The sequence below is a fragment of the Aquimarina latercula DSM 2041 genome, from assembly GCF_000430645.1.
In the GTDB taxonomy this organism is placed as follows: domain Bacteria; phylum Bacteroidota; class Bacteroidia; order Flavobacteriales; family Flavobacteriaceae; genus Aquimarina; species Aquimarina latercula.
Genome location: NZ_KE387185.1, coordinates 1,192,467 through 1,204,610, shown reverse-complemented (window position 1 = coordinate 1,204,610; position 12,144 = coordinate 1,192,467). Strand labels below are relative to the sequence as shown.

Annotated in this window: 10 protein-coding genes; all 10 read right to left on the bottom strand. The window is 34.8% G+C overall.

The window, feature by feature from the left end:
- Positions 1 to 32: 32 nt before the first annotated feature.
- Positions 33 to 341, bottom strand: coding sequence for a DUF6660 family protein (locus H526_RS32580; protein ID WP_081415677.1), 309 nt, complete (start codon positions 339 to 341; stop codon positions 33 to 35).
- Between the two features lie 52 nt (positions 342 to 393).
- A complete protein-coding gene (merA, locus tag H526_RS0123285) occupies positions 394 to 2,082 on the bottom strand; it encodes a mercury(II) reductase (RefSeq protein WP_027395177.1) in 1,689 nt (562 codons plus the stop codon).
- Between the two features lie 59 nt (positions 2,083 to 2,141).
- Positions 2,142 to 2,471, bottom strand: coding sequence for a heavy-metal-associated domain-containing protein (locus H526_RS0123280; protein ID WP_025740688.1), 330 nt, complete (start codon positions 2,469 to 2,471; stop codon positions 2,142 to 2,144).
- Positions 2,472 to 2,488: 17 nt separating this feature from the next.
- Positions 2,489 to 3,082 carry a mercuric transport protein MerTP gene (merTP, locus tag H526_RS0123275; protein WP_025740690.1) on the bottom strand — a complete coding sequence of 198 codons (594 nt, stop codon included), beginning with the start codon at positions 3,080 to 3,082 and terminating at the stop codon, positions 2,489 to 2,491.
- Positions 3,079 to 3,453: an ArsR/SmtB family transcription factor gene (locus H526_RS0123270; protein WP_025740692.1), complete on the bottom strand. Its 375-nt coding sequence runs from the start codon at positions 3,451 to 3,453 to the stop codon at positions 3,079 to 3,081. Before H526_RS0123270 ends, merTP begins: the two co-directional genes overlap by 4 nt.
- A gap of 405 nt (positions 3,454 to 3,858) precedes the next feature.
- Positions 3,859 to 4,725 (bottom strand): DUF4249 family protein, encoded by an 867-nt coding sequence (locus H526_RS0123260; RefSeq protein ID WP_241448710.1) that lies wholly within the window; start codon positions 4,723 to 4,725, stop codon positions 3,859 to 3,861.
- A gap of 5 nt (positions 4,726 to 4,730) precedes the next feature.
- Positions 4,731 to 7,082 (bottom strand): TonB-dependent receptor, encoded by a 2,352-nt coding sequence (locus tag H526_RS0123255; protein ID WP_025740694.1) that lies wholly within the window; start codon positions 7,080 to 7,082, stop codon positions 4,731 to 4,733.
- Between the two features lie 485 nt (positions 7,083 to 7,567).
- Complete coding sequence (locus H526_RS0123245) at positions 7,568 to 8,293, bottom strand: helix-turn-helix domain-containing protein (RefSeq protein WP_245591229.1); 726 nt, start codon at positions 8,291 to 8,293, stop codon at positions 7,568 to 7,570.
- 434 nt (positions 8,294 to 8,727) lie between these two features.
- Complete coding sequence (locus tag H526_RS0123240) at positions 8,728 to 9,237, bottom strand: type 1 periplasmic binding fold superfamily protein (protein ID WP_342667697.1); 510 nt, start codon at positions 9,235 to 9,237, stop codon at positions 8,728 to 8,730.
- A 64-nt stretch (positions 9,238 to 9,301) separates the two neighbouring features.
- Positions 9,302 to 11,701: a TonB-dependent receptor gene (locus H526_RS0123235; protein WP_025740700.1), complete on the bottom strand. Its 2,400-nt coding sequence runs from the start codon at positions 11,699 to 11,701 to the stop codon at positions 9,302 to 9,304.
- Between the last annotated feature and the right edge of the window lie 443 nt (positions 11,702 to 12,144).

The window sequence follows — 12,144 nt, the reverse complement described above, 5'->3', positions numbered from 1 at the left end:
AGAACAGGACATAGTTATCCTTTAAAACTGAATTAAACCTGTGGTGGCTGTAAAAGGGAAAGGGAAATATCCTTACCTACACTATCAAAATGGTTAAAGTTATCTTGCGAAATTAGTGGTTGCAGGGGCTTAAACACCGCAAGTCCAAAATTTATGGTATGAACGTGGCAACAATGGCACTGGCAAAACGGCGAGCAAAGTTCGCAGTCTTGGTCGTGGTCGCCATCAAAATCAACCATTGTAACAACTTGGGAATCATCAGTAATGTTTCCAGTATCACTACAAGGCACTACATTTAGTGCCAAAAAGTAAATTGATAATATGAATGCGAAATATTTCAAGTTACAAAGATAAAAATATTATGATGCAACTGTGTTGCAAATATGATTAAGGTTAACTCGCACAACAACTCAACTTTGAAACATCTTTTCCAAAAGTGATAGCGGCTAATTTAATTCCTTCACCTAATGTCAAATATGGATAAAAACTTTCAGCTAAATCACTTATAGTGATTCCAAATTTAATAGCCATACTTAATTGTTGTATCAGTTCTCCGCCTTCTGGTGCAACTACTCTTGCGCCAATCAATTTATCGGTTTCTAAGTTACGTATCAGTTTTATAAACCCTCTGGCATCTTGAGCTGCCAATGCTCTTGGAACGTGAATTAAATCAAGTTTACTGACTTCAAAAGGAATTTCCTTTTTTTCTGCTTCTATTTCATCTATACCTGCTCCCGCGATTTGAGGGTCTGTAAATACTACCCAAGGCAATGATGAATAATCAATACTGGTTTTTGATAATGAAAATGCATTATTAACTGCTGCATTGCCTTCGGTTGCTGCTGTATATACAAATGCTGGTGTATTGGTGACATCTCCTGACGCAAAAATATTGGAAATGTTGGTTTCCATTTTCTCGTTGACTATAATATGGCCTCTTTCTGTTAAATTAATATCAATATTTTCAAGTCCTAATTTAGAGGTGTTTGGCTTCGTCCCTGTAGCCACCACAATATGTCCTTTTTCGATGATTTGTGTTGTGGAACCGTCAGGGCATTTACAATGTATAATTGTATTGTCTCCATCCTTTTCAAATTTAAAAGCTCTAAAATTTGGTAAAACCTCAATCCCTTCACTTTTCATTTGTTCTACCAAAACATCTGTAATATCTTTTGTTTGACTGCGTAACGGCCTATCGGTAAATTCAATGATACGCACTTTTACACCTAAACGATTATATGCCATCGCAATTTCCAAACCGATATAACCAGCTCCCATAATGGTCAGACTTTTGGGTTTCTCTTCTAAATCGAATAAGGACACATTGGTTAAATAATCAACCTCATTCAGTCCTTCAATATTTGGGATATTGGTAGTTGCTCCTGTTGCTATTATAATGTTGGTTGCTGTGTAGGTGTCTTTTCTATCTACAAGTATTGTGTTATTATCCACAAACTCTGCCCATCCTTTTAGCATGGTTAAGTTTTCAAAATCACTGACCACATCCAGATATTTTTGTTGCTGAAGTGAAGCAACCAATGCTTTTTTATCTTTTATGATTTGTGCAAAATCAATCTCTGCACCTTTAGGTTTTATACCCTTAAAATTGGAATGCGTAGCGTGACGTACCGTTTCGGCAGCTCTAATAAGATTTTTAGACGGCACACAACCCACGTTCACGCAAGTGCCACCAAAATCCAATCCTGCATTTACCATTAGCGTTGTGAGTCCTAAACCTTCAGCCTTAATCGCTGCTGAAAATGCCGCAGAACCACCACCAATAACTATTAAATCGTATTGATTTTTGCTTTTGGAATTTACAGCTGAAACCTCTTCCTCGTCGACATTATTTATGACCGAATAATCACCAACGCTGTTTACTGCATCTATTACATTTGCCTTACTCATCTTATCAACATCAATAGTAAATTCGCCCTTTCCGGTTCCGTGGTTAACTGTGGAACTTAAAACACCTTCAGTTGCGTTCATATCCTTTTCGATATGTGTTGCACAACCTTCACAGGTCATACCTTCTATTTCCAATGAAATTGTTTCTGTGTTTTGAGGCATTTGGCTTTTCATTTTAGCTGTATTTTTCATTGAAATTGGTACTGTTTACATATTAAAAATTATACCTTCCCTTATATTACCTCGGCTTTGAATCCTTTTTGTTCTATTATAGTTTTTAATGCCTTTACCGTTGTTTTTGAACCATCAAACTCAATAACAGCAATATCTCCTGGATATTCAACCGAATGCTCCAAAACACCATCTACTTCCTTTAATGCATTATAAATAGCATTAGAACAACCAGCACAAGTAATGCCTGTAATTTTAAATTTCACCGTGGTTGCATTGTGTTTCTTTGAAGCTACTTCCACAACTTGATTTGTAACCTCCTTGCTTTGTGATTTAGCCTGAAAAGAAAACAGCATTAAAGCCAAAATAGGCACTATTGATAGTTTTTTCATAATGGGTGATTTTGCGTTTATTTATCTTTTATAACTTTATATCCTGTTGAATTAATTGCCTTTTCAATAGCTACTTTAGAGGTTTTAGACCTATCAAACTCTACCATGGCACTTCCCTTTTCATACGAAGGGGTTACATTTATAATACCGTCCAATTCATTTACAGCGTGTTTTATGCTTTCTTCACAGCCAGCACAAGTCATTCCTTGAACATTAAAGTTTACAGTTTGAATATTTGATTGGTTTACAATGACTACTTCTTTTTTATTATCTGGATAAAAAATGGATGAATAATATGGAAATGCCAGCATTATAATTGCAAATACAGTTACAATTGCCAAAAAGGTTTTTGACTGTATGAATTTTGGTTTCTCGTCCGTATCGCATTCACAGTCGATTTCCTTTTGAGGTTTTAGTTTTTGATACCAAGCAAAGCCGAGCACTAAAATTGTTAGCCCGATTAGATAAGGTCTAAAAGGCTCAATCCAAGAAAATGTTGAGGCAATTCCGTTTGTTCCTGCAATTAGAGCTAAAACGGGTGTAATACAACATAAAGAAGCTGTAATTGCAGTAAGCAAGCCTGTACCAATTAATTTGTTTTCACTTTTCATATCGTTTCTAAGATTTTGTTCTTGTCAAGTATTTCAAAGAATGGATTGAGTATTTTTTCGTATTCCTCTGTTAGTGAATAAAAAATGGTTTGGGCTTCTCTATCGGTTTCCAATAAATTTCTATCCTTCATTTTTCTCAAATGTTGGGAAATAGCAGAAATATTCATTTCGAGAATATCGCTTAAGTCGCAAACGCAAAGTCTTTTTTCTTCAAAGAGTAAATAGAGAATTTTTAACCTGACATCATTTCCCACCATAGCAAGTCCATTTGCTAAATAATCAAATGTTTCGTTTAGTTTTGAAACTGTTTCTTTACAACGGTTTATCTGTTTAATATCCGCCTGTTGTCTTATACAAGAATTATTTTCCATAAGACAAAGTTACTATAATTTATTATTTAAGCAAATACTAAAATACCAACATCACAAGTAACATTTTAAAACAACCCTTCGTTTTTAACGTACTTTAATTAAATCTCATCCAATGATCTCCTGTTTTTAACTATGCTGCTCTTAAACTGTGTGGGTGTCATTCCTGTTACTTTTTTGAATTGAAAAGCTGTCAATTTATTTTCTTTGAAACCACTTTTACAACTTCATTTAAAAGCACTTCTGTATCTAATTCTTTAAATATTTTTAAAGTTTTTGCTGCTTCTGTTTCTAGTATTATAGAAATAAGTTTGTTAGAACCTTATAGCAAATAGATGCTTCTGATGGATGCAGGATATTCTGGATAATTCTTTAGAAGAATGTACTTTTTAAATTCGGCTAAAACACCTACTCGAAAGTATAAACTTCGTTTACAGATTCTGTAACCCTAAAATACCCAAAAGCGTAATTTTCTGGGTTTTCTAGATTTATATAATTACCTCTTAGCCTTGTTGGCAAGGTTGCAAAGGGATCTCCTGCATTATCGCCTTGCTCAATTAATCTATTCAAAAAATCGTAATATTCTTCGGATATACCAAATAAATTAATATCTACTTCATCTCCTGGTAAAATCTCATCTTCTGCATCTGCCTCATCTTCTTCATATAAAAGAGACATTTCATTACCATTTGTAAACTCATCAGACATTATTTCTCTTGTGGGAAGCCGATCTTCTCCTTCTAAAAAGGTAATGTAATAAAAATTCACTTCATTTGCCAGATCGTCAAAATAGATGGTTAGGTCCAGCTCTTCTTCATCTGAACCACCTTCACGAGATTGTTCAATTCTATTTATTTCAGAAACAGAGATTAACGTTTCTTGAGCAGTATATGTTTCGCTGTTGTAAATTACCTCTAAATTGTATGTGTTGTTAATTATAGGCACAAAGTTTGTAGTTGTATAACTACCATCTTGTTGATCATTAAAGATAAAAACGTCTCCATTTGAAGCATTTTCAACTATTACCGATGCTCCACTTACAGGGTTTGGTGCTGTATCGTAATAAGGTGTTGAAAGACTTAGCTTTATGGTCTGATTATTTCCTAAAGTTCCTTTTTTCCAATCTAAAGATGCCTCAATAACTAATCGTGGAGATTCAGTTGGCACAGCTAGGTCTATAGCTTCTGTACAAGAAAAAATAATGACACTTAATCCCATGAGGCTTACAATTTTAATCTTATTTTCTATTTTAAGTATCTTTTTTAAATACATCATGATTTTTAAAATTTAAAGTTATAGGTTACGGAAGGAATAATACCAAATATTGTAGTTCTCAAGGCCTCGTTTACTCCAGTATTATAGTCTTGGTTAAATGATATGGAGGCTGCATTTTGCCTATTGTAAAGATTATAAATACTAAATACCCACTCACCTTTCCACTGTTTATTGGGTTTGCGGTTGGGTTTATAGGTCGCTGAAATGTCTAATCTATGATAGGCAGGTAATCTGTCGGCATTTCTTTCATTAAAAATTACAATAGAGGATCCTTCATATTCAAATTGCCCAACAGGATAGGTTACAGGACGACCGGTTTGGTAAATTGCATTCGCACTAAATGACCATTTATCGGTTAATTTATAGACTCCTGTAATAGAAATATCGTGTGTACGATCAAAAGGTGTATTGTACCAATTGCCATTATTAATTCCAGGACCTCCTGCATTTCCTCCAAAAGAACGCTGCTCGGATTTAGCTAAAGTATATGAAACCCACCCTGTATAGCGACCTTTGTTTTTTCTAAACATTAATTCCAGTCCATAGGCTCTCGCCTCGCCATTTAAAATTTCGGTTTCGATATTATTGTTTCCTATTAAGCTTGCCCCATCAATATAATCAATACGGTTTTGGGTAGTTTTATAATAGGTTTCTGCTTCAAGTGAATATGCGTTATTATTAAATTTTTTATAGTAACCAAAAGCATATTGGTTAGATAATTGCGGTTTTACATATGTTCCGCTAGTTGTCCAAACGTCTAAAGGAGTCACTGAAACTGTATTAGACAGTAAATGCATATATTGTGCTGAGCGAGTGTAACTTCCCTTTATGGACGAGTTGTCTGTTAATACATAGGATAAGCCTAATCTCGGTTCTAAATTTCCAAATTTTTCAATAGTCTGTCCTTTTGAGTAAGCCGTTTCTCCTATGGCTTCTCCTTCTTGGTAAATACCCAACCCTTGATTGTAAATTACAGGTTGATTATTAGCATAATTTGTAATAGATTGCCCTCCTAAGCGGTTAAATGTGCTATAGCGCAAACCATATCTTGCAGTAAGTTTGTCTGTAATTTTATGTTCTGCACTCATGTAAAGCCCTCCTTCAAAAGCCCTTTTTTGGTCTAATATTAATGGATTAATTGGAGAGGTTGGGGTAGATGGTGTAATTTCTCCGGGATTGAGATTATATGAGATGCCACTTGCTCCAAAATCTATTTTTAGTTTATCGCTTGCATAATATCCAAAATCGTATTTTAGGTTATAATTTGTTATGTCAGATATCCAATCTAATTGATCAAAGTCCAGTATTATCTGATAGTCATATTTACTATATATAAGCGATAGGTTAGAAAACAACTTATCATTGAAAACATGATTCCACCTAAGATTTGCAGAGTTGTTTCCGTAATTACTATCTATTAGATTTACAATATTAAAAACATCTCGCCCAAAATAACTTGATAGATATATCTTATTGTTTTCATTAATTTCATAATTGGTTTTTAGGTTTACATCGTAAAAACTAATATTACTATTTCTTAAATCGTCTAATAAACCCGAAAAGAGTTGTGCATAAGTTGTTCTTCCTGCTAATAGAAAAGAGCCTTTCTTTTTAAACAATGGAGCCTCAACAGCGAGCCTACTTGAAATTAGCCCGATACCTCCATTGAGTTCGAGCCTTTTATTGTTTCCATCTTTTTGTCTTACATCTAATACAGAAGCTGTTCTCCCTCCAAATTTTGCGGGTATATCACCTTTGTATAGTTTTACATTTTTAATTGCATCGTTATTAAAAACAGAGAATAGTCCAAAAAAGTGAGATGTATTGTAAATAATAGCTTCGTCTAAAAGCACCAAGTTTTGATCTACTGCTCCGCCTCTTACATTAAACCCGGCAGAACCTTCTCCATTATTTGTAACTCCAGGCAAAAGCTGAATGGTTTTTATAAGATCTACTTCGCCCATTACAGCCGGCGCTATTTTTATTGTTGATGCGCTTAAAGTAGTAACTCCCATTTGAGGTTTTCTAATGTTTAGTTTTTTTGAGTCTTCTGTTGTTGTAATAACAACTTCGTCTAAGGTATTTAAGTCTTCTGTAATTTCAATGCTTAATCTTATATCTTTAACAAGCGATATTTTTTCTTGTACCTCTTTATATCCCAGAGACGAAGTAACCAAAGTATATTCTCCTTTTGGAGCTGTTATAGAGTAAAAACCATACTCGTTTGTTGTGGTTCCTATTGTTGTACCTTTAAGATATACCGCTATACCAAATACGGTTTCACCATTTGCTTTGTCGCTAATAGTTCCTCGTATAGTGTATTCTTCTTGAGCAATTATTATGCTACTGATTAGCATAAAAAAAAGTGATAAAAAAGGTTTGATGTACGATGGCTTAGCTAAGCTACGATAACTAAAACAACCTAATTGGTTTTTGCTATATGTTTGACAGTAATGATTGCTACAAGCCTCAATACATTTTTTTATTTTATTATGATTCATACTATTTAAAAATTAAATTTTTACTATTGATTACTTTATTAATTTTTTTGATTACGTCGTCATTGTAGAACTCATTAATAGATATATTTTTATTATCATAAGGGAAGTGCCAAGTGCAGCAATAGGTAGTGCAACCAAAACAACATCGCCGATTCTTTCTATATTTCGGAATTGTGGTGATTGTTGATTAATTTGTGCTTTCAGTTGTGAAAAACAAAATAGAATGGATATCATAAAAAAAGAAACCTTCATTAAACAGGGTTAGTAATGTTTCCCTAATGAACGTCGCTTTTTTTGGTAAAATACATTGTGTTAGTCCAGAATAAGTAGTTTGGACATATTTACAATCTTTGAGTCAGTGATTTTTTAAATTGAGAAGGTGTTAAGCCCTTGATTTTTTTGAAAGTAGCATTAAATGTTGATTTTGAGTTGAAACCCACCTCATTTGCGAGACCAAAAAGGGTGAATTGACCACTTTGGTCATTTTTTAGGTTTTTTACAAACGCTTCAACCCTATATTCATTTACAAAATCTTGAAAACTCTTACCAAAATGTATATTTAGGACTTCAGAAATATATTGTCTTGGAATGTTTAATTCTTGAGATAATTTGTGAATAGACAATTTCGGGTCTTTATACAATGCTTTACGTTGCATAACATCCAACAACGCTGTTTTGTAGTTTTTAACTTGTTCTTTATTTAATTTTGAACCTTTGTATTCAGTTGGTTTGGATATTGGTAATAATTCTTTAGGCCAAATAATTAAATAATAGGTCATACTATAAAAAAGAAAAGCATATACGAGGAGAAGATAACTTTGGTATTGCACACTTTCTGATACGGCTATTGGTTTAAATTCAGCCAACTCGGCCACTTCATTAAAGTAATTAAATCCCATTAGCAGCACTATTGGTATTGTGAGGTATAAAATCCAATACTTTGATTTATTCTTAAACAAATCAAAAATGATGTAGACTAAATAACCCAAAAATGCAAAATCTATTAATTCTTCAGCAACTTCAACAAACATGGTTTCTTCACCCTCATTTAGTTCTATAGATTCCATAATAAAGTAAAGAATATTTGGTAAAAAAAACCATAAATCTTTTTTGTTGAAATGTGTTTTTTCCGTTTTGTAATACTTAAAGAATAGAAATAAAAAAGTAATGAACAAAGTACTATCAGAAAGAAGCCAGTCTGCTCCTTCTTGAAAAAGATTATTGCTGTCATCACCAATTATGAATAAAAGAATAGAAATAATACTTCCAACAAATAACCAGAATGTTGGTGTCTTATATTTACTACGTTTATGAAATAAAACAAGCAGTATAAAGACCCCTTGTATAACAGCTATTATTTGTACAGTTTTTAACATCTTTAAATAAATATAAAATAATTTAGTTTTGGTTTTTCAAAAAAGTCTAATTTAAAATGCCCTCTATGGCAAAACCACAGAGGGAATTCATTTTGTGGTAAGGAAAAGTGCGACTTAATTCAGATTTACTCGATTGTTACATTAAAGGGTGCTGCAATGTCTGTATTGCCACCTGCATCATCAAGCCCCGTATTTGGTTTAGTAGGCAGATGTCGCAATGTAAAGGTCAATACCCCTGAACTTGCTGCCCCAGCCGTAAGCGTGAATTCTGTACCTAACGGATTACCGTTGACGTCAAAATTGCCATACTCCGTTGTCACTTCGAGACCGCCAGCAGAAGTATAGAAAAACTGATGGTCTACGTCTTCTAGTTCTATTTCATCAGTAATGTTTTCAGGAGGACTCACAGTTTCGTTAAGAATTACAATAGAACCATTGTAGGTAACTCCAGCACTTAGGTTGCCCGAAACGGTAACGACTGGTGGCTCTGGGCCATCGTCATCCAAATCGCGAGTCTGTAAAGTAATGGGTGTACCACCTCCATCCGGTTCAAGTGTTACCGTGAAAGTGGTTAGTGGTTCTTCTTCATTTACTGGTTTTGGCGCATCATCGTCATTTGAACACGATACGAACAAAACGGTTGCAAAAATTGCAGTGGCTAAAAATTTTACGTTTTTCATATGTTTTTGATTTAAAAAATTAATAATTGAGTTTGAGATTTAATAAAAAGTTCCTGCCCAAATCGTCTGCGTAAAAGCGCAGGCGGTTCAGGTAATTTCTATAAGGCGTATTAAATAGGTTTGTAATGCCAAAGCCTATCGTGAGTGTTGATTTTTCCGTAACCTTAAAATCAATACTGGAATTAAAATTGATTAAATGAAATGCATCAGGTGGCGTGCTCACGTCTACAACTTCCATCGTTTGGGTGACTGGTAGGAACACTTCAAAATTGTTATCTGGAAATTCGTTTTGACGAAATACATACTCGCTTTGTAGTGCCAGCCTTATATTCTTAGAGTTTGGGTTTTGATATACAATTTCGTTCTTTGTGTTTATAGGCGGCATGTTTATCAAGGGCTCATCCCTTTTACTGTCGTATCCCTTTACGAGAGAAAATTGGTGGTTTAACCGAAGGTTTTGGGCAAAGGCGTATGAGGCATCAAAATCTACTCCCAAAAGTTGGGCATCTGTCTGTCTGTATTCCCAAACTTGAAAGCTACCTCGTATGGTTTGTTGGATTTCTACAGGTTCTATAATGATAAAGTCTTTGATGATATTTATAAAAGGACTTATTGAAAAACTGAACTTTTCATTTTCACGCTGAAAGGTCAATGCGATTTTATTTCCGATTTCTGAATTGAAACTTAAATCGCCCAACTCAATACGAGAGGCAGATTGATGTAAGCCCTCACTAAAAAGTTCAGAAGGGTTTGGTGGACGAGATGCCAGTGAATAGTTAAAAAATAGCTTATATTCATCGCTAAAAGAGTACGTGGCACCCAGCGTTGCCGAAGCGTTGTAAAAATTAAGTTGTGGATTGGTCAAAATCTGATTTTCCAATTCTTCGACAACAATTTCAGGGAAGAGTTCTCCGTAATTACGGGATTCCCAAAAGGATGTTCGGTAAAATTTGAAAACGTCCATATATGTGAAATCAAAACGTCCACCTGCTTCTAAAAGAAACTTGTCGTTTAAGTTATAATCCGCTATGGCATATATCCCAAAATCATATTTGTCATAATCGGGTATCAACCTGCGCACTCCCGTATTGGGGTCAGCAAAGTTGTTTTGATATCTTACCATTAAACCGGTTTTTAGGTCTACTGCATCGGTTAAGCGTGAATCTAAATCGAGCATCAATGTGTGTGTATCCAATTGTAAATCCAATGAAGCCTTGTCCTTATCTGCACCACGCCTGATATCAAATTCCAAACGGTTATTACGCTGAAAATCATATTGTAGGCTCACTTTTCCGAAACCGTCGAACCTCTTAAAACCTTTTATTCGTACTAAATGGTGTGTGACATCTTGTTTTGGTGCAGCGATATCGTAGGTAAAGTCATTTATTATTAAAGGTCTGTCACTATTTAATGCCATAACTAAGTCTTGAATACCACCCAAATGAGATGCCCTTAAAATGCCAATTTCATTTTTAAAAAGTGAATAATACGCCTCGACGCCATAATCAAATTGATTTAAACCTACCTTCAAAGACAGGTTGCGCTCAAAAGTTCCCGTGTTACTCAGCGCATAGTCAGGTGCCTCAAAATCACCAAAGCGTTTTAATGTTCCCTGCAACGTTGCGTGCCATCCGTTTTGATAGCTTTTGGTCAATTGAGAAGTCAGGGAAGCACCACGACCGTTGCTTGCTCCCGTTAGGAAAGTCTTACCGTAAATACTATCTTTAACGGGAACTTTTGAAGCTTCGACAACTATTACACCTCCCACAGCGTCTCCACTATATTGTAATGCTCCTGCTCCTTTAATCAACGTTAGGTTTCCTACGGAATTGATATCTACATTTGGGGCGTGCTCTGCTCCCCATTCTTGATCTTCCATCCTAACGCCGTTGTTGATGATGACAACACGACTACTGTGAAGTCCATTAATCAAAGGTTTTACAACTGTATTTCCTGTGTTGAGGGAAGATACACCGCTCAAGCTATTTAACGCGTCACCGAGTGTGCCACTGCTATAACGTTCCAATTCATCTTTTGAGATTGTGTTTTCCTGTATTGTTTTCGTCTTATTACCGTAAGCTTTTCCCTCCACGGTAACTTGGTTCAATTCTTCCAAATGATGCTCCAGTTTAAAGTTTTTGACCATGTTGCCAGATACCTTAACGGTAAACACTTTTGTTAGGCAGTAGGGATGTGAAACCTGTATATTATAAGTATCATTGCAGAGATTTCGAATTATAAATTTTCCATCGAGGCTTGTAACCACAGCTTGTTCAGAACCTGCAACAATAAGTGTTGCGCCTACAAGGATAGACCCATCATGAAGGTCTGTTACTGTACCGGAAAGGGTGTTATCACAATTTTGTGAAAAAGATGTAATACTGCTCAATAGCAGTATCAATAATGCAGACTTGCGCATATAAATTCTTAATTAAAATAAAACGTATCAGTTAATTTGTCTATTAAGAAAAAAATGGGGGTGCGCGCAGCTGCTTATTGGTTATTTGAAGGGAATGGAACTGTGATGTCGTGAAGGTTTCATTAACCTTTACAAAAATAATAGGCAATAATAAATCAGGGTATTTGGCTATATCGTAGTTGAGGGATGTAAAAAGAAAACTACATATTTCACATTTTGAAATGGATTTATGAATATGCGTGACCTTTTTTGTACAGGTGATATTTTCGTGGCCTTCGAGTGTATGAAAAAACTGAATGGCAGAAGGTGTCATTAATGCTACAAAGAGCACTAATGCAACTATACTTTTACCAATCTGTTTTTTATAATTCACTGTTCTTTCTTTATGTTATAATGTACAAGTTGTAAATTGTCACGTAAGTTGACCATATATCTTATTCTTT

Excerpts from the sequence above, each read along its gene's own strand:
- merA (WP_027395177.1), bottom strand. The coding sequence starts at position 2,082 with ATGAAAAGCCAAATGCCTCAAAACACAGAAACAATTTCATTGGAAATA.
- H526_RS0123280 (WP_025740688.1), bottom strand. The coding sequence starts at position 2,471 with ATGAAAAAACTATCAATAGTGCCTATTTTGGCTTTAATGCTGTTTTCT.
- merTP (WP_025740690.1), bottom strand. The coding sequence starts at position 3,082 with ATGAAAAGTGAAAACAAATTAATTGGTACAGGCTTGCTTACTGCAATT.
- H526_RS0123270 (WP_025740692.1), bottom strand. The coding sequence starts at position 3,453 with ATGGAAAATAATTCTTGTATAAGACAACAGGCGGATATTAAACAGATA.
- H526_RS0123260 (WP_241448710.1), bottom strand. The coding sequence starts at position 4,725 with ATGATGTATTTAAAAAAGATACTTAAAATAGAAAATAAGATTAAAATT.
- H526_RS0123255 (WP_025740694.1), bottom strand. The coding sequence starts at position 7,082 with ATGCTAATCAGTAGCATAATAATTGCTCAAGAAGAATACACTATACGA.
- H526_RS0123245 (WP_245591229.1), bottom strand. The coding sequence starts at position 8,293 with ATGGAATCTATAGAACTAAATGAGGGTGAAGAAACCATGTTTGTTGAA.
- H526_RS0123235 (WP_025740700.1), bottom strand. The coding sequence starts at position 11,701 with ATGCGCAAGTCTGCATTATTGATACTGCTATTGAGCAGTATTACATCT.